Genomic DNA, 20,186 nt, shown 5'->3' on the forward strand with positions numbered 1-20,186 from the left:
ACAGGCCCAGATTGCAAAGGTGCACAATGTCCTGCCATTCCTCCGCTCCCGTCGCCGAGGCGACCACCGCCACCCCCTTCACCCTGCCGACCGAGGCCGAGATCCGGGCCGTCACCGCGGTGCTGCGCTCGGCCGGGCAGTTCCCCGACTCCGCGCGCATGGCCTACGTCGGCCTGCTCGATCCCGTGCGCGGCACGGATCGGACCACCGCCGAGGTGGATCGCCGTTTCCGCGCCTTCATCCTCGACAAGTCCGCCGGCACCGCCCGCGACATCGTCGTCTCGGCCACCCGGGAGACCATCGTCTCCGTCACCGAGGTGGACTCCGCCGAAGAGGGCGAGTTTCCCGTCATGGAAGAGGAGTTCGAAGTCGTCGAAGAGGTCCTCGCCACGGATCCGACGTGGCTGGCCAGCCTGGAGAAGCGCGGACTGTCCGTCGAGGAGGTGCGGGTGGCACCGCTGTCGGCCGGTGTCTTCGAGTACCCGGAGGAGAAGGGACGGCGGATCCTGCGCGGGCTGGCGTTCCACCAGCAGCATGAGTCGGACTCGGCGTGGGCACACCCGATCGACGGACTCGTCGCCTACGTTGACGTCACGAACGAGGCCGTCGATCAGATTCTCGACCTCGAAAACGTTCCGGTGCCGTCCGAGCACGGGAACTACACGGATCCGGAGCTGACCGGACCCGTGCGAACCACACAGAAGCCGATCTCGATCACGCAGCCGGATGGCCCGAGCTTCACCGTCACCGAGGGCAACCACATCGAATGGGAGAAGTGGTCGTTCGATGTCGGCTTCGATATGCGTGAGGGTCTCGTCCTCCACAACATCGCCTTCGACGATGGCGAGCGCCGTCGCACGATCCTCGACCGGGCGGCCATCGCCGAGATGGTCGTTCCCTATGGTGACCCGTCACCGGTGCGGTCGTGGCAGAACTATTTCGACACCGGCGAATACCTCGTCGGGCAATGGGCGAACTCGCTTGAGCTCGGGTGTGACTGCCTCGGCGATATCACCTATCTGTCGCCGTGGGTGGCGAACAACCTCGGCGAACCTCGGCAGATCAAGAACGGCATCTGCATGCACGAGGAGGACGCGTCGATCCTGGCCAAACATTCGGACCTGTGGTCGGGCGTCGCCTACACCCGGCGCAACCGCCGCTTCGTCGTCTCGTTCTTCACCACGGTTGGCAACTACGACTACGGCTTCTACTGGTACCTCTACCTCGACGGCACTATCGAATTCGAGGCCAAGGCCACCGGCGTCGTCTTCACCTCGGCGCTGCCGAACGGGTCGACGGATTTCGCCTCGGAGATCGCGCCCGGTCTCGGTGCGCCGTTCCACCAGCATCTCTTCGGTGCTCGACTCGACTTCGCCCTCGACGACGGCAAGTGCCGGGTCGAGGAGGAGGACGTGGTGCGTCTGCCGGTCTCGCAGGACAATCCGCGCGGCAACGCCTTCAGCCGGTCCCGAACCATTCTGGCAACCGAGTCAGCTGCACAACGAGATGCGGATCAGTCGAAGGCGCGGACCTGGGTGGTGACAAATCCGGAGTCGACCAACCGCCTCGGCGAACCGGTCGGCTACAAGCTGCACCCGATGGGCCTGCCCACACTGCTCGCCGCCGAGGATACGTCGATCCATCGCCGCGCCACGTTCGCGTCGAAGTCGCTGTGGGTCTCGCAGTATCACGAGGACGAACGCTATCCGACCGGGGACTTCCCGAATCAGCATCCCGGCCACGCGGGACTTCCGGCGTGGACGGCGGCCGATCGCAGCGTCGACGGTGAGGAGATCGTGGTCTGGCACAGCTTCGGTCTCACGCACTTCCCGCGCGTCGAGGACTGGCCGATCATGCCCGTCGACACCGTCGGCTTCAAGCTGCGCCCCGAAGGATTCTTCGACCGCTCCCCTGTCCTCGACGTCCCCTCTCCGGAGTCCGGCCCCACCTGCTGCGACTCCTAACCCCAATTACTACCTGACGGGGGCCCAGCTACCTGGCGCCAGGTTGCTGGGCCCCCGTCAGGTAGCACGGAGACGTCGAGTGGGAACGGAATTGACGATGCGCGCACCACCCTCGCCGACGACTTGCCGAATCGTGCACACCTCGACTGCAGGCATTCCTCACCGGTGACCGCCATCACTAATCTGTGGCCATGACAACCCACAATGAATCAGGCACCGTGGCCACGAACACCTCAGCCCACCCGGACACATTCCCCGACGAGTTCCCGAACGAGCGATTCGACTTCGTCGTCGTCGGCGCGGGATCGGCCGGGTGCGTGCTGACCCGTCGACTGCTCGATGCCGGGAAGAAGGTCTGCCTCGTCGAGGCCGGCGGAGACGAGACCAATCCGAACATCGACCATCTCAACAACCTCGGACTGATCTGGCATTCGCAGCAGGACTGGGACTACTACACTCCCCCGCAGCCGGCTGCGATGGACCGGCGCATCCACCTCCCGCGCGGCAAAGTGCTCGGCGGGTCGAATGCCCTCAACGCCGTCATCTGGGTCCGCGGCGATGCATGGGACTACGAACAGTGGGCCGAATCCGGGTGCCCGGGATGGTCCTGGGACGACGTGTTGCCGGTATTCAAAGCCATCGAGAACTATGACGGGGAAATCACTGAGAACCGAGGCACCGACGGGCCGATGGATGTGCGCGTCGACTATGCTCGCAATCCGCTTCAGGAGGACATGTTTGCGGCCGCCGCACAGACCGGCGTGCCCGTCAACGACGACTACAACTCCGGCACCGTTGAGGGCGTCGGCAAGATTCAACTCAATGTCCGCGAGGGCAAGCGGCTCAACACGTGGCGCGCCTACCTCAAGCCCCGCCTCGGCGAGAAGAACCTCACGATCCTCACCTCGGCGCACGCCCGTCGGCTCCTCCTCGACGGGACCGCGGTCACCGGCCTCGAGATCGATTTCCGCGGCCGCGTCGGCACAGTATCCGCAAACGAAGTCGTCCTCTCCGCCGGTGCCCTGGCCTCTCCCGAGCTGCTCCTGCGCTCGGGGATCGGTCCCGCCGCAGAACTCGCCGAAGTCGGCATCGACTCGGTCCTTGACCTGCCGGGAGTCGGCAAGAATCTTCAAGATCATTGGCTCTCACCGGTCATCTTCTCCACCGGAGATCGCGAGGTGCCGATGGGAGAGGTCGCTCCGGCCGAGGTCCATTTCTTTGCCAAGTCCCGACCGGATCTCCCGGTTCCCGACACTCAGCCGCTGTTCTTCTCCGTACCGATGTATGCCCAGGATGCCGCCCCAGCCGCGCAGACCGGACCGGGTCCCGGCGGAGCCTTCACCCTGCAGGGTGGCCTGGTTCGACCGGAGAGCCGCGGCGAGGTGCGGCTCAGCGGGCCGAATCCGCAGGACCCACTCGTCGTGGATCCGCAGGTGCTCTCGGCACAGGCCGATGTCGACGCCCTCGTCGCCTCGGTGAAGCAATGCCGTGAGATCGGGCGAGCCGAAGCCCTGTCGTCGTGGCAGCCCACCGAGATCTATCCCGGACCCGAGGTAGCCGATGCCGATCTCGAGGACTATGTCCGCGGGTCGGTTGTGACCTATCACCACCAGGCCGGGACCTGCCGGATGGGCACGGACGCCGAGGCGGTCGTCGACCCGAGCACGTTCGAGGTTCGAGGTCTGACCGGGCTCCGGCTGGCCGACGCGTCGATCATGCCGCAGGTGCCGACCGGGAACACGAACGCGCCGACGATCATGATCGCCGAGCGTGCTGCCGCCGCACTCGTCGGTTCCCCCGCTAAAGGCATCACCGCCCCCGCCTCCCACTGACTCCTGTTGCTACCCGACGGCGGCTCAGCAACCTGGCGCGAGGTTGCTGAGCCTCCGTCGGGTAGCAGGGGCTGGTATCTTCGAGGTCGGTGAGTGACCAGCTGATGAGAGGGACCGGAAGTGCACGAAGCTGACGAGTCGACTGTCCCCGCCCAAGAGCTGCTGGTGACCATCGGCACCGGCCTGCTTGCCGGTGGAATCTCCTCGGTCGATGTCGAAGACGCCCTGACCGGGCTCGCTCCCGCCGTCGGTCTGAAATCCATCAACGTCGCCGCACTGCCCAAGGGTCTCTTCCTCACCGTCGGGTCATCGAGCGCCACTAGGTTCGAACGCATCGGCGCCGATCTCCGTTTCGACCAGACCGCGAAGCTGCTCGACATCGTCGATGCCCTGCGCGCACGCCGACTCGGCATCGAGGCCGCCAGCCGAATGATCGAGTCCGAGGTCTACGGCACTCCCCCACGCTGGCCCGCCTGGCTGACCTACCTCGGCGCACTGCCCATCGGCATCGGCCTGTGCCTGCTGCTCGAACCAGGACTGGTCAACCTCGCTTTCGCCGCCTTCGGCTCACTCATCGTCGCCGGCGCCCTGGCACTCAACGCCAAACATCCCAGCCTCGGTCCGCTGCTGCCGGTCGCCTCGGCGTTCATCATCTCCGTCATCGTCCTTGCCGGATACCGGCTCGACTGGCTCGAGAGTCCCCTGCGCACGGTCGTCGCCACGTTGGCGCTGCTGCTGCCCGGCAGTGCCGTGGTCACCGGGCTGACCGAGATCTCCGCTGGCGCACTATCGGCCGGCAGCTCCCGGCTCGTGTCCTCCTCGGTGCAGTTGGCGATGTTCATCGCCGGAGTCGCCGGTGCCGCAGTCGTCACGGGTACCGGCGCCGAGGCGCTGGCGAACTCCCAGCTCACCGATTCCACGTGGTGGCTCTCCGCCCTCGGTGTGGCTGCCGCGACGTTGGGGCTCATCATCTATCTGCACACTCCGCTCGAGCACACCGTGCCGATCGTCCTCACCATCGCCGCGGCCGCGCTGGCTCAGCTGGGCATCGGTGCCGAGTTCGGTGCGGCTATCGGCGGACTGGCCGGTGCATTGACGGCATCGCTGGTGGCCGTCGTGCTCTCACGCCTGCCGAAAGGTCCGATCTGGCGGATCAGCTTCGTGCCTGCGTTCCTCGTTGTCGCACCCGGATCATTCGGCCTCCTCAACGCCTCACAGATCGAATTCGGCGACGGATCCGGGGTAGCCGGAAGCATGCTCGCAGCCGGGGCAACATTCTTCACTATCGCCATCGGCACAGTCATCGGCTCTGCCATCGCTCACGTCGCCGAGCCCAAGGACGAGATCGTCGCCTGAGGCACTCCCCTTACTACTTGACGGCGGCCCAGCTACCTCGCGCGAGATTGCTGGGCCGCCGTCGGGTAGTAATTGGGAGGGAAGGTCAGGACGGGTCCTCCTGCGCGAACGGCGCGGAGGCCCGGTCGAGACGGTCGACCTCGTCGGCGCTGAGCTCAAGACCCGGTACGGCCATGACCGCATCGAGCTGCTCAGGGGTGCGGGCCGAGGCGATCGGTGCCGTCACGCCCTTGGCCAACAGCCACGACAGCGCCACAGTCGCCGGGGCGACCTTGTACGAATCAGCGATCGCGACGAGATCGTCGACGACCTTGAGCCCCTCGGCATTGAAATATCCCTGCACCATGCCGCCCCGGTCGGCCCCTGCGAGGTCGGCTTCGGTGCGGTATTTGCCGGTGAGGAAGCCGGCGGCGAGGCTGAAGTACGAGAACACCGCGAGATCGCGCCGCTCGGCCACCGGGGCCAGATCGGTCTCGAACTCCCGCCGATAGACGAGGCTGTACTGCGGTTGGATCGCGACCGGCTTGACCAGCCCTTCGTCTTCAGCCGCTGCGAACCACCCGGCCAGACGCGCCGGCGAATAGTTCGACACGGCGATATGCGAAGCCTTACCGGAACGGACGATCTCATCGAAGACGCGGGCCACCTCGGCGATGGGGGTCACCTCATCATCACGGTGGGCATAGTAGAGGTCGACGTGATCGGTCTGCAGGCGCTCCAGGGAGGCATCGATGGCGGTGCGGATGTAGTCGGGGTCCTGCGTCTTGTGGTCGGGATGGTCGCCGACCTTCGTGGCGATGACGATCTGATCCCGGTTGCCCCGTGACGCCAGCCAGGTGCCGATGATGGTCTCGGATTCGCGGCCGGTGTTGCCAGGCACCCAGGCGGGATAGGACTCGGCGGTGTCGAGGAAGTTTCCGCCGCCGGCGACGAAGGCGTCGAGAACGGCATGGGACTGCGCTTCATCGGCCGTCCAGCCGAAGGTATTCGTGCCGAGGTTGATCGGGAAGATGGACAAATCGGTGCCGGGAATCTGGACTTGCGTCATGGTGCTCCGTTTCGTTCTCGGGTGAGGGCCACCTCGACGAGGCGGCTCACCGTTGACAACGGCTCTTCCCCGGTCGGAAATTCCCGGGCCACCGAGATCGGGGAAACGTTGTGCGGCCGTGCACCATCATTTGAGCAGTCGGTCCATCCTGCGGTCGGACAGCTTCTTCCCGCCGGTCTGACAGCCGGGACAGTATTGGAGGGATTTGTCGGCGAATGACACCTCGGCGATGGTCTCCCTGCAGACGGGGCACGTCTCACCTGTGCGGCCGTGAACGGAGAATCCGCGCTTCTTCGCAGTTTTGAACTTGCCCGGCGGCAGGCCGATGAGGTTAGTGCGGGCGGTGTCGAGCACCTCGGTGATGGCGTTGTGCAGCGTCTGCGGGTCGACGGTCTTCGCGGTTGCGAACGGGGAGAGCCGGGCGGTGTGGAGGATCTCGTCGGTGTAGGCGTTGCCGAGGCCGGCGATGATTCTCTGATCTTCGAGGACGGTTTTGATTCGAGACGTCGACTCGGACAGTGCCTCAGCGAGTCCGTCGACGGTGAGGCTCAGTGCGTCGGGGCCGAGCGATGCGAGAGCGGGCACCTCGGTGGGGTCGCGGACGAGTGAGACGGCGGCGTTCTTCTTCGACCCGGGTTCGATGAGGTCGAACGCGGCCCCCGAGGCCAGGCTCACGCGCATCCCCAACGGCCCCTTGCCCATCCGGATCGGGCTGCTCGGTGCGGTGTCATGCCAGGTCAGCCAGCCCATTCGGGCGAACCGGCAGACGAGGTTGAGCCCGTCGAAGCCGATGATGAGGGCTCGCCCGCGGCGGTCCACCTCGGTGATTTCGAGTCCGGCGAGCGCATCGATGCTGGGGTCGACGGTCTTGAGCAGGCTGAGCTCGGCGGTATCGGCACGGGTGACGAAATCGCCGATGAGCCTCGGACGCAGGAACTCCACGAGGGCATCAAGCTCAGGCAGTTCCGGCATGGTTCAAGTATGCGCTCCGTCCGCCGATCACAACAGACCGTTCTTTGCTGCCTGACGGCGGCCCAGCTACCTCGCGCCAGGTTGCTGGGCCGCCGTCAGGTAGTTCTGAGACGCGCAACCCCGGTCGCAGCAGGCGACCGACCTTGAGAACCCGTCGATCGAGGACTAGCGTGGGTTGACCACCGGAAGCCGTGTGGTTTCGGTGGTCCCCGACTGCCGAAGGAGGCGGACAATGGCTGAGAACGTTGCTCAGAAGCTCATCCGATCGCATCTGGAGTCCGGGGAGCTCACTCCCGGAAGCGAACTCGGGATCCGGATCGACCAGACTCTCACCCAGGATGCGACGGGCACCCTGGTCATGCTCGAGCTCGAAGCCCTCGGACTCGACCGGATCCGCACGGATCTGTCCGTGCAGTACGTCGATCACAACCTGCTCCAGACCGATGAGAAGAACCCGGAGGACCACGAATTCCTCCGCTCGGCCGCGGCACGCTTCGGACTGTGGTTCTCCCCCGCCGGCAACGGCGTCTCCCATCCCGTCCACCAGTCCCGGTTCGGCAAGCCCGGGGCGACTCTCATCGGCTCCGACTCGCACACCTGCGCCGCCGGAGCACTGGGAATGCTCGCCATCGGCGTCGGCGGTCTCGAGATCGCCATGGCCATGGCCGGTGAGCCGCTCTTCATCAGCGCCCCGCAGATCATGGGCGTCGAGCTCACAGGCACCTTGCCCGACTGGGTCTCGGCAAAGGACGTCATCCTCGAGATGCTGCGACGCCACGGGGTCAAGGGCGGAGTCGGAAAGATCATCGAATATCACGGCGACGGCCTGAAGAACCTCACAGCCATGGACCGCCACGTGATTGCGAATATGGGTGCCGAGCTCGGCGCCACCGCCACGGTCTTCCCCGCCGACGACGCCGTCCGCGACTACCTCGAAGCCGTCGACCGCGGCGAGGATTTCACCCGCATCGAGGCCGACGCAGGTGCCGAATACGATCTCACCGACAGCATCGACCTCTCGCAGCTCGAACCGCTCATCGCCGCACCTTCGTCACCGGGCAATGTCACTCCGGTGCGCGAGGTCGCCGGTGACGACGTCTTCCAGGTCGTCGTCGGCTCCTCGGCGAACCCGGGGCTGAGGGATTTCGCCGTCGTCGCCGAAACACTTGCCGGCCGACAGATCCATCCGCAGATCTCACTCGACATCAACCCCACATCACGTGAGGTCCTCGCCGACCTCATCGCCGGCGGATGGCTGACCTCGCTGGTGGGGTCCGGGGCCAGGATCCATCAGTCCGGCTGCATGGGCTGCATCGGCATGGGGCAGGCACCGGCGGTCGGACGCAACAGTCTGCGCACCATGCCCAGGAACTTCCCCGGCCGGTCCGGCACCGATGAGGACTCCGTGTGGCTGTGTTCGCCGGAGACAGCGGCGGCTGCCGCACTGACCGGGAAGATCACCGACCCTCGCGACCTCGACATGGACTACCCACAGGTGCGGCTTCCGGAGAAGTACTCCGCGAACCGCAAGATGCTCGTCCCGCCGCTGGAACCGGAGGAAGCCCGAGGCGTCGAACTCGTCAAGGGATCGAACATCTCGACCCTGCCGAACTTCGAGCCGCTGCCCGATGATATCGACCTGGAGATCCTGCTCAAGGTCGGCGACAACGTCTCCACCGACGAGATCATGCCCGCCGGCTCCCGTGTTCTGCCGTATCGGTCGAACATTCCCAAGATCTCCGAGTTCGTCTACATCCAGGTCGATGACACCTATGCCACCCGCGCCGCCGAGCACGATGGCGGGCACGCGATCCTCGGCGGCGAGAACTACGGTCAGGGGTCCTCACGTGAGCATGCGGTCATCGCTCCGCGCTATCTGGGGCTGCGGGTAGTGGTCGCAAAATCGTTGGCACGAATCCATTGGCAGAACCTCGCGAACTTCGGCGTCCTCGCCCTGGAGTTCACCAACGAGGCCGACTACGAGTCACTGTCCGAGGGAGATGTGCTTGAGTTCCGCGGTCTGCGCGATGAGCTCGGTGAAGGGGCGACGATCACCGCCGAGGCGGCCGGACGGAAGTTCGAATTCCGCCATGGTCTATCGCCCCGTCAGGTCGAGATGGTTCTCGCCGGCGGTCGCATCGCCCAACGAGCCGCCGTCGGGTAGTAATTAAAAAGAGAAGACGGCCCGGACACTCCCGCGGTGGGGAGGTCCCGGGCCGTCGTCTCGTGCCTAACTCTCAAGCGGTCAGGCGCTCACGATCTCAGGCTGCTTCAGCCCTTGACTTTGGCCTCGATAGCCGCGCCGACCTCGGCGTCGATGTTCTTCCAGTACTGGATCGCATTCGACAGCACCGGCTCCTCGACTCCGTCGGAGAGTCCGCCCGCGACGGTCTCGATGAGACCCTGGCGCTCCTCCTCGGTGTAGACCTCACGGACCAGGGTGTGTGCCTGGCCGAAGTCGTCGTCCTCGGCGTGCAGGCTGTAGGCGCTGCGCACCAGCTCGCCGTCGGCCTCCCAGCCGTTGTCGACCGGGCCCTGCTCGTCCTGGTAGGAACGTCCGTACGAGTTCGGGGCGTAGACCGGTGCATTACCCGAGTGGTGGTACTGCATCTGGCCTTCCTTGTCGTACGAGTTCGTCTTCGTGACAGGAGCGTTGACCGGCAGCTGGTTGAAGTTCGTGCCGATGCGGTTGCGCTGTGCATCCGGGTAGGAAAACACGCGGCCCAGCAGCATCTTGTCCGGCGAGAGCCCGGTTCCCGGCACGGTGTTCGAGGGGCTGAAGGCAGCCTGCTCGATCTGTGCGAAGTGGTTCGAGGGGTTCTCGTTGAGGGTGAACTTGCCGACCTCGATGAGCGGGTAGTCCTTCTTCGACCAGGTCTTGGTCAGGTCGAAGGGGTTGAAGCGGTAGTCCTTGGCCTCTTCGTACGGCATGATCTGCACGCTGAAGGTCCAGGACGGGTAGTCTCCGCGCTCGATGGCGTCGAACAGATCGCGACGGTGGACGTCGCCATCTTCACCGGCGAGCTTCGAGGCTTCCTCGTTGCTCATGTTCTCCACGCCCTGGTCGGTGTGGAAGTGGTACTGGACCCAGAACTTCTCACCCTCGGCGTTGACCCACATGTAGGTGTGCGAGGAGTAGCCGTTCATGTGGCGCCAGCTCTTGGGCAGACCACGGGGTCCCATGAGGTAGGAGACCTGGTGAGCCGACTCGGGCGAGAGCGACCAGAAGTCCCACTGCATGTTGTTGCTGCGCAGACCCGAATCAGGGGTGCGCTTCTGCGAGTGGATGAAGTCGGGGAACTTCATGGGATCACGGACGAAGAACACGGGGGTGTTGTTGCCCACCATGTCGAAGTTGCCCTCTTCGGTGTAGAACTTCAGCGCGAATCCGCGCACGTCACGCCAGGAGTCGGGCGAGCCGAGCTCACCGGCGACGGTGGAGAAGCGAGCGAGCATCGGGGTCTTCTTGCCCGGCTGCAGGAAGTCGGCCTTCGTGTACTTGGAGACGTCCGCGGTGACTTCGAACTCACCGAACGCGCCGGATCCCTTGGCGTGGGGGCTGCGCTCGGGCACACGCTCACGGTCGAAGCGAGCAAGCTTCTCGACCAGCGCAACGTCGTGGAGCAGCAGCGGTCCGTTCGCTCCGACGCTCAGCGAGTGAGCGTCCGATTCCCTCGGCGCACCGGATTCGGTCGTCGAGGCCTTCTTATTGTCGTGTCCGGCGTATTCATGATCTGTATGTTGCGTCATCACATCTCCTTCAACCGTTTGATTTCAGGCGTCGACATTCAGTCAACGATCACGGCCACCGGTGAAAAATGTTTCCCGCCGGTGCAGCTGATCGACCGGCTGAGCGCCGTTCGCCTGATCTCGATTTCCCGACTTCGGCGGAACCTCGTCGGAGTCACTTTCAACTTAACGATGTTCTCTGCCATGTACAACCCAGGGTCGGCTGTCTAAATTCCCGTTCCCGGTGTTGGTCGGCTCACCCCTCCGCCGAGGCGGCAGGTCCGCCGCCAGAACCGCCCGTCGATCCGCCGGTTCCGGAACCGCCGGAGCCTGCCGCACCACCGCCCGAACCGCTGCCCGATCCGTCCGACCCGGAGCCGCTGCTGCTCGTGCCGCCGCTGGTGTCCCCGGTGCTGCCGGTGCCGTCGGTCGAGGTGGAACCGCTGCTCGCATCGGTCCCGTCCGTGGTCGTCGAGTCGCCGGTGGAGTCACTCGTGCCCGTCGTCTCCGAGCCCTGCGAACTCTGCCCCTCGGCGGCACCTTCGGTGCCGGTCTCCCCCGCCGAGGTGGACTGACCGTTCTGCGTGTTCGATCCGCTGTTCGTCGAGCCCTGGCTGCTGTCGGCGCCTGATCCGGATCCGCTCGACGAATCGTCACCGCCGGTTCCGGAGTCAGAGGTCCCGTCGTTGGTGACGGGTTCGTCGCTCGTCGAGGTCCCGGTCACCGACCGTGAGATCTGCGAGGTGCCCGGTGAGATATCGGCTTCGGTGAAGTTCTCGGCCACGACGACCGCGCCGAGTCCGATTCCGAAGGCGGCGACGCCGATCGTCAGCGGGTAGAGGACCCGTTTGCGGCGCAGCTTCTGCCACCAGGTGCGGGGCCCGTTCTCGGCCGCGCTGCCTTCGCCGTCCTCGACCTTTCCGTCATCCGGCGCCGAGGCGGCTGTTCCGTTCGCATCGCCACCAGCGGGTTCAGGTGGGGCGAAGGCCGAATCCTCGGCAAGTGAGGGATCGACGGACGTGGCCTTCTCAGAAGGATTCTTCGCGATCTTCGCTTTCACGGCAGGGGCGAGTTTGGACCCGACTTCTTGGATCTTCTCTTTGCCCTTGTCGAGGCTGCGGCCATAGAGGGTGACCGCCAGGGCAGTGACGATGCTCGCGACTCCGGCGCCTACGACCGTGCCGGCGACACCGAGCTGACCGCCGATGACCGACGAGGTCGCCGCGGCGCCTGCACCCGCAAGCAGCTGAGTGGCGGAGATCCGGCCTTCCGAGGACTTCTCCTCAGCCTTCTTGTCTTCGACCGTCTCTGCCGCTTCGGCCACGGCGGTCGGGGCGGCCGCCGTCTGAGTCTGCTGTTGTGTGGCCCCACCATCGTGGCGGATCGGATTGGGCGGCATCACCTTGGTGACGACGTGTTCGGTGGGTTCGGCCGCCGGGGCCGGGTGAGAGCTGACGATCTCTTCGGTGATCAGCGGCAGCGTCTGGGAATGCTCCGGCAGATGAGTTTCATCGTTGTGCTCGTGTTGCTCGTTCGTGCCACTGTTGCCTACCGTCAAAGTCCCTCCAAAATCCGGCGTGCAACCATTCTCGGACTCCCACGTTCAGGCATCCTGACACTTCACGTTGGAAGCTGAGAAAGACCTGATGGACATGCTCGAAATCGGGGCCGCCACCTGGGGCGATACGCAAGAATGTGACCTCGAGGACAATCGGTTCTCACGGACTTCTCAGATGTGCGTGTCGACACTTCCGGAGAGAAGAACGGCCACCGGAATCTCGTCTGGAATAGCCTCACCCGGTTCGAGTTCGAAGAGTTGAAAACGAGGGTGCTCAGCGCCGGATTCGAGAGTGAGCACGAACCGGGACCCGTCGGTGGGGACCGGTTCGCCGATGCTCATCTGCAGCTCACCGGAGGCAGACTCGGACTGCTGGCCCGAGTTGCCCGATTCGGTTGCGGCGTCACAGCCGGTGCTGCCTGTGTCCTCGTCGGCGACCATGAGATTGACGGCGAAACACGGTTCCGCCATGCCGACGAGGCTGACGGCCTGACGTCCGTGAAAGCGCTCTGGGTGGAGCGCGGGCACCGAGTGCACGTGCCCGTCGATGTCGAGTGTCACCTCGGCGGTAGGAAGGAAGGTGCGGGCCATTCCGGGCAACGCCGAGAATGGGCCCACACGCGAGAGCCGGGCGATGCTCAGCCGCCAAGGACGAAGCCCAGGAGTCAGCCGCACTGAGTCGGCCAGGGAGACGAGCTCAGTGGTCTGACCGGCTCCGTTGGCCCACGGAACGGGGCCACGGTCGGCGAAAGAAGCGAGTGCGCGCATGACTCAGCGCGCCACGGGCGGGTGGGGCCGCCTCGGTGGTGGTGTGGTCATCCCTTGCACAGGCAGAACGGGTGACCGGCCGGGTCGAGGAACACTCGGAACGTCTCTCCCGGCTGTTCAGGGGCTTTGCCTGCACCGATTTCGAGCACAGCCTTTTCGGCGACGTCGAGATCGTCGACCACGACGTCGATGTGCATCTGCTGCGCGTGAGCCTGGCCGGGCCAGCTGGGTGCGTGGTAGTCCTCCACCTGCTGAATGCAGATCGGCGGCCAGGAGTTGGAGACGACTTCTGCCCAGGTGCCGTCCTCGTCGACGGTGACAGACCAATCCAGGAGCTTTCCGTAGAACTCCGCGAGTTCACGGGCGTCAGGGGCATCGATTACGACAACGGGCTGCTTTGCGATAGCCATGCCCCGAGTCTACGCCGCCGCACTGACACGGCGAAGGGCTGGACGCCGGGGAGTAGGATTGTTGAGCAGATCCGCCGATGCGTCCGCAGTCCGCATCGGCTCCCCATAGTGAAGGTTCGCGATGAGTTCTCATGCCCTGCCCGTCACCGGTGATCCGGCGGTCTACATCATCCACGACAATCCGGAATGGATCGCCCCGTTCACCGAGGCGCTCGACCGCCTCGGTGTCGCACATGTCGAATGGCTTCTGCCCGAGACCACCATCGACCTCGCAGCCGAACCACCAGAAGGTCTGTTCTGGTCGCGGCTGTCAGCGTCGGCGCACACCCGAACCGATCCGCACGTCAAGGAGTACGGGCGCGCGGTCCTCGACTGGCTCGCCGCCGCCGGCCGCCGCGTCATCAACGGTCGCGGGGTCTATGAGCTCGAAGTGAGCAAGATCCGTCAGCATCGCGAGCTGGCCGGCCGCAGCTTCGACGTGCCGCGCACCGCAGCCGCATTCGGACCACAGGCGCTCGTCGAGGCCGCTGGCGGCTTCACTCCCCCGTTCATCACGAAGCACAATCAGGGCGGAAAGGGCCTCGGCGTGCGTCGCTTCGACTCCCACGCCGAGCTCTCAGCCGCCGCCGATGAGTTCGCACCCGGCGGGGCGAATGCACCGATCGACGGCATCACCCTCATCCAGGAGTATGTGCAGCCGGCGCAGCCGTTCATCACCCGCGCGGAGTTCATCGGCGGACGTTTCCACTATGCGGTGCGCGTCGACGTCTCCGGCGGATCGTTCGAGCTCTGCCCGGCCGATGCGTGCGCTGTTCCCGGTGCAGGGACTGACACCGTCGTCGAGGCGGCTCCCCCGTTCGCTCGCCGTGAGGAGATCACGGCCGCAACGCCGCTGATCAGCCGTCTTGAAACACTGCTGGCCGACCTGAACATCGAGATCGCCGGCATCGAGTTCATCGAGACCGCTGACGGCCGGCAGGTCGTCTACGACATCAATACGAACACGAACTACAACCCGTCCGTTGAGTCCGCCGAACAGTCGGCAGGTCGTCAGCCTGCCGCGGACCGTATCGCCGATTTCATCGCCGATGCCCTCGCCGAGGCGGCCCCACCGTCAGTGTCCCCCGTCGGGTCCACAGTCCGGTGATAGTGTCGAAGAGCTACAGGGGAGCGCCGATCGACGGGCGCTGAGAGTGCGTACGCAGACCCTTTGAACCTGAACTGGCCGCACCGACGGCGGGCTTCCGCGATCTTATGGACTCGGCAGTCGCCTCGGCGTCGTATCCGCAGCTGCTCGTCGTCCTTGTCGTCGCAGAATGGCTCTACCTCGACTGGGCCGAATCCCGCGAGGAAATGCCGCAGCGACAGATTCACCGAGGATGGATCGACCTCCACCGGGGCGAGGCTTTCCGCGGATGGGTGCAGTTCCTCGTCGACGAGCTCGAACGCGTGTTCCCGACAGACGACAACCAGGGTTCAGAGGCCGAGACCCTGGCCCGCACCTGGCGGCAGGCCGTCGATCTCGAATGTGCCTTCTTCGACAATGTCTATGAAAACTGAACCGCCCGGAACCGCACACGGCAGCCGCGTCACCCCACTCCCCTAGACTGGACTCATGAGCACTGAGGTTGATGCAGTCGTCGTCGGTTCCGGACCGAACGGCATGGCCGCCGCGGTCACCCTGGCCCGCGCGGGCCTCTCCGTCGAAGTGTTCGAAGCTCAGCCGACGATCGGCGGCGGTGCCCGCACCCTCGACCTCGGGCTGGCTCCCGGCATCACTCATGACATCTGCTCGGCCGTCCACCCGCTGGCCATCGCCAGCCCCTTCTTCGTCGACTTCGACCTGCGTGCCCGCGGCATGGAGCTGACGACTCCCGAGATCTCCTACGCCCAACCTCTCGACGGGAAACCGGCCGCGCTGGCCTTCCACGATCTCGACGAAACGGTCGACCGCCTCGGCGAGGCCGGACCCGAATGGCGGCGATTCTTCGCCCCGCTGCTCGACCGTGTCGATGACGCGATCTGGCTTTCCCTCGGTGACAAGCGTTCGGTGCCGGAGACTCTGCGCGACCTTCCCGGAATCGCGAACGTCGTGAAATTCGGGTTGCGGCTGCTCTCTCAAGCGAGCCCTGCCTGGAACATTCCTCTCTCCCACGAATCGAGCCAGGCCCTGTTCACCGGAGTCGCCGCGCACGCGATCGGCGGACTGCCGGCGATGGGCACGGCCGCCACGGCGACGATGCTCTCAACGGTCGCCCACGCCGGCGGGTGGCCCTCCCCGATCGGCGGTTCGCAGGCGATCATCGACCACCTCGTCGCCGACCTCGAAGCACACGGCGGAACAGTGCGTACGAATGCCCGCGTCGACCATGTCTCGGACATGCCCGCGGCCCGCGCCTACCTGCTCGACACCTCGGCGCTGAACGCCGCCCAGATCTTCTCCGGCCTGCTGCCCGCTCAGGTCGATAAGAGCCTGCGCAGCTTCAAACACGGCAACGCCGCGGCCAAGGTCGACTTCGTCCTCAACGGACCGGTCCCCTGGTCCGACCCCGAGGTGGGGCGCGCCGGGACCATCCACGTCGGCGGATCCAGAGCGCAGATGGCCGCCGCCGAGGCGCAGGTGATGAACGGACGTATGCCGGCTGATCCCGTGTGCCTCGTCTCGGACCCGACGGTCTTCGACAAGTCCCGCGAGGTTGGCGGGCTGCGGCCGTTGTGGACGTACGCGCACGTGCCCTTCGACTGCCCGCTCGACCCGACTGAATACATCACGAGGCAGATCGAACGCTTCGCACCTGGCTTCCGCGACCGCATCGTCGCGCACAATGCCATCCCCGCGTCCGAGATGGCCGGTCACAACCAGAACTACATCGGCGGGGACATCGCCACCGGCGTTGTGTCCTTCTATCGGATGATGGCCCGCCCGCGTCTGACTTGGGATTCCTATAGCCTCGGCGCGCCTGGTGCCTTCTTGTGCTCGGCGGCGACTCCGCCGGCTCCGGGCGTCCACGGAATGAACGGCTGGTTCGCCGCCCGCCGAGCACTGAAGACCCGCTTCGGCATCGACGAAGCACCCAGCCTGGAACCGGGCGACTAAGGTACAGCCCTCAACCGGCCTTGAGGGAATCCTCCACTTCCGCACCCATGGGCACGACCACCTCGGCGGCGGCGATCCTCGCACCCTTCGCAGCCTTGAGCCCCGCGCCGAGGACGCCGATGATGACGAGGACGGCGCCGCACAGCTCTCCGATGCTCACGCGTTCGCCGAAGACGACGAACGCGGCGCTCATGCCGACGACGGGCACGAGCATGGAGAACGGGGCGACGACTCCGGCCGGATTGCGCGACATCAGCCACGACCACACGCCCGACCCGATGATCGTCGCGACGACCACGGTGTAGATCAGTCCCGCTATCGCCCACAACCCGGTCGGAGTCGCCAGCCCGTGGAAAGAGTCGCCGATGCGATCCGGTCCTTCCACTGCAAGCGAGAGGAGGAACATCGGCACCGGCGGAACGACGGACATCCACATCGTCAGCTTGATCGGTTCCGTGGTGTGCGCCCGCCGATTGCAGATATTGCCGATCGCCCAGCCGAAGGCCCCGGCCAGAGTGAGGAGGAAGGGCAGGATGCTCGCATGCGAGTCGAAGCGCTGCCAGCCGACGACGGCGAGACCGGCCATTGCGATGAGGAGGAATGCCATCTGGGAGCCGCGGACCTTCTCCCGCAGGAACGTCATACCCAGCAGCACTGTGAAGGGCCCCGAGGCCTGCAGCACAAGTGAGGCAAGCCCCGCGGGCATGCCGGCGTCCATCGCCCAGTCGAGGAAGAGGAACTGCAGCAGCCCGAACCCGAGTCCGTAGCCGATGATCCAGCGCAGCCTGACATCGGGTTTCGGGACGAAGAGCAGCGCTGGAATCGCGAGGAGCGCGAACCGCATGGCCACGAGGAGGAACGGTGGGAACTGCGCCAGGGAGAGGTCGATGGCGAGGAAGTTGAGTCCCCACATGATCGCCACCGAGGCGGCGAGAAGACAGTGCTTGAACGACATGCTCCCATTCTCGAGTGCCCGGTACTATTCACACAATCGAAAGTTTCTTACACAACCATGAAGTCAGACTTCATAATCAGCTGACCGGGACGTAGCCTGAGACCATGGACCCCAGGCATCTCGAACTGCTGCGCCAACTCGACGAACGCGGCAGCGTCACGGCCGTCGCAGAAGCGACATTCCGCACTCCGTCGGCGGTGTCCCAGCAGCTGAAGGCCGCGACACGGGAGTTCGGACGTGCCCTCGTCGAACCCGATGGGCGCGGGCTGCGGCTGACACCGGCCGGTCGGCTGCTTGCAGCCGGCGGTCGGCAGGTGGCCACAGCGATCGCCGACGTACAAGCGGAGTGGGAGGACTACCTCGGCGAGGAATCCGGCGAGGTCCGCATCGCGGGCCTGCCCAGTGCGCTCACCTACCTCATTCCGGCGGCGTTGACCGCTCTGCGGGAGACGAGCCCGCGGATCCGCGTGAACACGATCGACGTCGACCTTGCCGAACACGAATTCGCCGGTCTGCGCGGCGACGTCGATCTCGTTATCGCGCATTCGCTCATCTCCCAACGGCCGGTCGGCACGGACGGGCTCACCGTCGAACCTCTGGCCCGGGAACCCATCGACGTCGCTGTCGCCGATGACCATCCCCTGGCCGGCCGCGACTCGGTGGAGCCGGACGATCTCGTCGACGAGCAGTGGATCGGGGTGCCGCGCGGATTCCCCTTCGACACGATCCTCACCTCGATCGAGCATGTCACCGGAAAGCCGTTGGAGGTCACTCAGCGGATCCGGGACAACCGGCTCATCGAAGCTCTCGTCGCGGCCGGTGACCACGTGGCGCTGCTGCCCCGGTTCACAACTCCTCGGAATGCCGGTCTGCGGCTCATCCCCCTGTCCGGGGTCGCGGCGACTAGGTGGGTCGTCGCGGTGATGCGGCCGGATGCGCCCGGTCGCCGAGCGGTCACGCGAGTGCTCGAGGCGCTGCGAAGCGCTTCGGCACAAGCTTCTCCAGGGGCAGGAACGCCGCCCAGCAGATGACGGTCGGCAGGAAGTGAATGCCGAGTGCGATGTAGGTCATGAGGTGGAAGAGGCAGAAGAAGGCGACGACCCCGTAGAGCCACTTGCCCTTGAGGAACAGGGCGACGGGTGAGAGGAACTCGAAGACGAGCGTCGCCCACTGTGCGGCGATGAGGAGGCCGGGCATCTCGAGGAATGGCTTCGACCATTCGGCGCCGCGCCGCATGAGCGCCCAGATGATGACCGCGCCGTTGGCCCAATGCGTGATGTTGCCCGAGGCGATCCACTTCATCAGCACCGAGTAGAAGTAGGTGAGCACGACCGCGATCTGCACGACGCGCAGTGCCCAGCCGGCCCTCGCCGAGGCGGTGCCGACGTCCCGGAACCGCGCCGTTCCGATCGTGGGCAGGACGAAGGCTGCGATGACGAGCGCCATATGGTCGTGCGCGACGTAGCCGTAACCCTGCGTGTAGAACATCCACGCCCCGAAGGTGATCGCCACGGCCCAGCCGCTGATGCGCTGGAAGATCCCCGCGGCAGCGAGGAGAGAGAAGACGATGATGAGGGCGAGCAGGATCTGCGCGCCGAGGACGCTGACGGCGGGGATGTGGAGGAACCTCGCCAGCCACAGCGGCTGGTAGAACTCGGGTGTCCAGCCGTGGGCGATGACGTCACCGGAGATCGTGAGTACATCGATGATGATGAAGACGTAGATGAACACTCGAAACACGGCCACCCGGGCCAAGGGCACGGCAGGCATGAACCAGCGGAGGAACGGATTCGCGGACGCCGCCTCGGCGGGGGTGTTCGTCAAGGTTCGGTTGCCGCTCATCGGACCTCCCATTCCGCCAGCGTCGTCTGTTCGGGTTCCCCGACGGCCAGGCCGTTCTTCAGCTGGGTGGTGGTGCGGCAGAGGATCATCGTTTCGGGTATCGGTTCGTCTGGATGCAGGCGCACGTACGAGTCGGCCATCGACTGCATCAGTTCGGGGTGGGCGATGACGCGGTCGAGTTGGGACTCGACGTCCCCGCGTTCGATGCCGACGGTCGCGGTGTTGAACCCGAGGCGGCGTGGTTCGTCCTCGCCGGGGAATTGGGCTTCGATGCACGTGGAGCCGACCGTGCCGTTGAGGTCTTTGGCGGTGGCGTACTGGGTGAGCGATCCTAGTGGGAAGAAGTCGTTCGTGTTGAGGAACTGTCCGCAGGTGAGGATGACGAAGGCGATGGCAGGAACGATGATGCGCCAGCCGATGGAGAACTTCGACAGCGGTTTGACCCGGGCCTGAGCCTTGGAGCTGCGGGAGCCGGTGGACGTGCCGGAGTCAGCCAGGCTGCCGGAGCCGGGTTCCTGGCTCGTCAGGAGGCGGCGCTTCTTCTCTTCCATACGCTTACGGGACTCGTCCTCTCGGGTGCGGCTCGTTCGCAGACAATCCTATCCGCCCATTACTACCTGACGGCGGCCCAGCAACCTCGCGCCAGGTTGCTGGG

At 65.5% G+C, this 20,186-nt stretch carries 17 protein-coding genes; 8 read left to right on the forward strand and 9 right to left on the reverse strand.

Features of this window, described 5'->3' with window-relative positions; genetic code table 11:
• Positions 1-26 precede the first annotated feature (26 nt).
• The 3 genes from BEP01S_RS15880 to BEP01S_RS15890 all read left to right on the forward strand — a co-directional run bounded on the left by BEP01S_RS15880 (position 27) and on the right by BEP01S_RS15890 (position 5,152).
• A complete protein-coding gene (locus BEP01S_RS15880; protein WP_062245308.1) occupies positions 27-1,964 on the forward strand; it encodes a primary-amine oxidase in 1,938 nt (645 codons plus the stop codon).
• A 191-nt stretch (positions 1,965-2,155) separates the two neighbouring features.
• On the forward strand, positions 2,156-3,796 hold the full coding sequence (locus BEP01S_RS15885) for a GMC family oxidoreductase (protein ID WP_083532776.1): 1,641 nt from the start codon (positions 2,156-2,158) through the stop codon (positions 3,794-3,796).
• Between the two features lie 120 nt (positions 3,797-3,916).
• On the forward strand, positions 3,917-5,152 hold the full coding sequence (locus BEP01S_RS15890) for a threonine/serine exporter family protein (RefSeq protein ID WP_062245312.1): 1,236 nt from the start codon (positions 3,917-3,919) through the stop codon (positions 5,150-5,152).
• An 85-nt stretch (positions 5,153-5,237) separates the two neighbouring features.
• Here the strand turns inward: BEP01S_RS15890 and BEP01S_RS15895 are convergent, their stop codons facing one another.
• Positions 5,238-6,200 carry an aldo/keto reductase gene (locus BEP01S_RS15895; RefSeq protein ID WP_062245315.1) on the reverse strand — a complete coding sequence of 321 codons (963 nt, stop codon included), beginning with the start codon at positions 6,198-6,200 and terminating at the stop codon, positions 5,238-5,240.
• A gap of 126 nt (positions 6,201-6,326) precedes the next feature.
• Positions 6,327-7,172 (reverse strand): DNA-formamidopyrimidine glycosylase family protein, encoded by an 846-nt coding sequence (locus tag BEP01S_RS15900; protein ID WP_062245318.1) that lies wholly within the window; start codon positions 7,170-7,172, stop codon positions 6,327-6,329.
• A gap of 232 nt (positions 7,173-7,404) precedes the next feature.
• Here BEP01S_RS15900 and BEP01S_RS15905 point away from each other — a divergent pair, with 232 nt between their 5' ends.
• Positions 7,405-9,336, forward strand: coding sequence for an aconitate hydratase (locus BEP01S_RS15905; protein ID WP_062245321.1), 1,932 nt, complete (start codon positions 7,405-7,407; stop codon positions 9,334-9,336).
• 107 nt (positions 9,337-9,443) lie between these two features.
• Here BEP01S_RS15905 and BEP01S_RS15910 read toward each other — a convergent pair whose 3' ends face one another.
• The 4 genes from BEP01S_RS15910 to BEP01S_RS15930 form a co-directional block, all read right to left on the reverse strand.
• Positions 9,444-10,922, reverse strand: coding sequence for a catalase (locus BEP01S_RS15910; RefSeq protein ID WP_062245324.1), 1,479 nt, complete (start codon positions 10,920-10,922; stop codon positions 9,444-9,446).
• Between the two features lie 235 nt (positions 10,923-11,157).
• Positions 11,158-12,459, reverse strand: coding sequence for a hypothetical protein (locus BEP01S_RS15920; RefSeq protein ID WP_062245330.1), 1,302 nt, complete (start codon positions 12,457-12,459; stop codon positions 11,158-11,160).
• 171 nt (positions 12,460-12,630) lie between these two features.
• Positions 12,631-13,227 carry a HutD family protein gene (locus tag BEP01S_RS15925; protein ID WP_062245332.1) on the reverse strand — a complete coding sequence of 199 codons (597 nt, stop codon included), beginning with the start codon at positions 13,225-13,227 and terminating at the stop codon, positions 12,631-12,633.
• A gap of 47 nt (positions 13,228-13,274) precedes the next feature.
• Positions 13,275-13,637: a VOC family protein gene (locus BEP01S_RS15930; protein WP_062245335.1), complete on the reverse strand. Its 363-nt coding sequence runs from the start codon at positions 13,635-13,637 to the stop codon at positions 13,275-13,277.
• 121 nt (positions 13,638-13,758) lie between these two features.
• On the opposite strand from BEP01S_RS15930, the gene BEP01S_RS15935 reads away from it, so the two are divergent.
• The 3 genes from BEP01S_RS15935 (at position 13,759) to BEP01S_RS15945 (ending at position 16,734) form a co-directional block, all read left to right on the forward strand.
• Positions 13,759-14,784, forward strand: coding sequence for an ATP-grasp domain-containing protein (locus BEP01S_RS15935; RefSeq protein WP_062245338.1), 1,026 nt, complete (start codon positions 13,759-13,761; stop codon positions 14,782-14,784).
• A 107-nt stretch (positions 14,785-14,891) separates the two neighbouring features.
• Positions 14,892-15,197, forward strand: coding sequence for a TenA family protein (locus BEP01S_RS15940; RefSeq protein ID WP_062245341.1), 306 nt, complete (start codon positions 14,892-14,894; stop codon positions 15,195-15,197).
• Positions 15,198-15,252: 55 nt separating this feature from the next.
• The gene (locus tag BEP01S_RS15945; protein WP_062245344.1) at positions 15,253-16,734 is read left to right on the forward strand and encodes a phytoene desaturase family protein; all 1,482 of its coding nucleotides are present in this window, start codon (positions 15,253-15,255) and stop codon (positions 16,732-16,734) included.
• A gap of 10 nt (positions 16,735-16,744) precedes the next feature.
• Here the strand turns inward: BEP01S_RS15945 and BEP01S_RS15950 are convergent, their stop codons facing one another.
• Positions 16,745-17,689 (reverse strand): EamA family transporter, encoded by a 945-nt coding sequence (locus BEP01S_RS15950; RefSeq protein ID WP_062245346.1) that lies wholly within the window; start codon positions 17,687-17,689, stop codon positions 16,745-16,747.
• A 104-nt stretch (positions 17,690-17,793) separates the two neighbouring features.
• On the opposite strand from BEP01S_RS15950, the gene BEP01S_RS15955 reads away from it, so the two are divergent.
• Positions 17,794-18,720, forward strand: a complete 927-nt coding sequence (locus tag BEP01S_RS15955; RefSeq protein ID WP_062245349.1) for a LysR family transcriptional regulator — start codon at positions 17,794-17,796, stop codon at positions 18,718-18,720.
• Here BEP01S_RS15955 and BEP01S_RS15960 read toward each other — a convergent pair.
• Both BEP01S_RS15960 and BEP01S_RS15965 read right to left on the reverse strand, forming a co-directional pair.
• Entirely contained in the window at positions 18,644-19,531 is an 888-nt protein-coding gene (locus tag BEP01S_RS15960; RefSeq protein ID WP_152609603.1) for an HTTM domain-containing protein, read from the reverse strand. The genes BEP01S_RS15955 and BEP01S_RS15960 overlap by 77 nt on opposite strands.
• Entirely contained in the window at positions 19,528-20,082 is a 555-nt protein-coding gene (locus BEP01S_RS15965; protein WP_039208075.1) for a hypothetical protein, read from the reverse strand. The genes BEP01S_RS15960 and BEP01S_RS15965 overlap by 4 nt, the downstream gene beginning before the upstream one ends.
• Positions 20,083-20,186: the final 104 nt, after the last annotated feature.

It is taken from the genome of Brevibacterium epidermidis NBRC 14811, from assembly GCF_001570805.1.
Taxonomy (GTDB): domain Bacteria; phylum Actinomycetota; class Actinomycetes; order Actinomycetales; family Brevibacteriaceae; genus Brevibacterium; species Brevibacterium epidermidis.

What these genes read in the sequence shown, in the direction of transcription:
- BEP01S_RS15960 (WP_152609603.1), bottom strand. Translation starts at nt 19,531, where the DNA reads ATGAGCGGCAACCGAACCTTGACGAACACCCCCGCCGAGGCGGCGTCC.
- BEP01S_RS15885 (WP_083532776.1), top strand. Translation starts at nt 2,156, where the DNA reads ATGACAACCCACAATGAATCAGGCACCGTGGCCACGAACACCTCAGCC.
- BEP01S_RS15930 (WP_062245335.1), bottom strand. Translation starts at nt 13,637, where the DNA reads ATGGCTATCGCAAAGCAGCCCGTTGTCGTAATCGATGCCCCTGACGCC.
- BEP01S_RS15895 (WP_062245315.1), bottom strand. Translation starts at nt 6,200, where the DNA reads ATGACGCAAGTCCAGATTCCCGGCACCGATTTGTCCATCTTCCCGATC.
- BEP01S_RS15900 (WP_062245318.1), bottom strand. Translation starts at nt 7,172, where the DNA reads ATGCCGGAACTGCCTGAGCTTGATGCCCTCGTGGAGTTCCTGCGTCCG.
- BEP01S_RS15950 (WP_062245346.1), bottom strand. Translation starts at nt 17,689, where the DNA reads ATGTCGTTCAAGCACTGTCTTCTCGCCGCCTCGGTGGCGATCATGTGG.
- BEP01S_RS15940 (WP_062245341.1), top strand. Translation starts at nt 14,892, where the DNA reads ATGGACTCGGCAGTCGCCTCGGCGTCGTATCCGCAGCTGCTCGTCGTC.
- BEP01S_RS15925 (WP_062245332.1), bottom strand. Translation starts at nt 13,227, where the DNA reads ATGCGCGCACTCGCTTCTTTCGCCGACCGTGGCCCCGTTCCGTGGGCC.
- BEP01S_RS15965 (WP_039208075.1), bottom strand. Translation starts at nt 20,082, where the DNA reads ATGGAAGAGAAGAAGCGCCGCCTCCTGACGAGCCAGGAACCCGGCTCC.
- BEP01S_RS15935 (WP_062245338.1), top strand. Translation starts at nt 13,759, where the DNA reads ATGAGTTCTCATGCCCTGCCCGTCACCGGTGATCCGGCGGTCTACATC.
- BEP01S_RS15910 (WP_062245324.1), bottom strand. Translation starts at nt 10,922, where the DNA reads ATGACGCAACATACAGATCATGAATACGCCGGACACGACAATAAGAAG.
- BEP01S_RS15880 (WP_062245308.1), top strand. Translation starts at nt 27, where the DNA reads ATGTCCTGCCATTCCTCCGCTCCCGTCGCCGAGGCGACCACCGCCACC.
- BEP01S_RS15945 (WP_062245344.1), top strand. Translation starts at nt 15,253, where the DNA reads ATGAGCACTGAGGTTGATGCAGTCGTCGTCGGTTCCGGACCGAACGGC.
- BEP01S_RS15955 (WP_062245349.1), top strand. Translation starts at nt 17,794, where the DNA reads ATGGACCCCAGGCATCTCGAACTGCTGCGCCAACTCGACGAACGCGGC.
- BEP01S_RS15905 (WP_062245321.1), top strand. Translation starts at nt 7,405, where the DNA reads ATGGCTGAGAACGTTGCTCAGAAGCTCATCCGATCGCATCTGGAGTCC.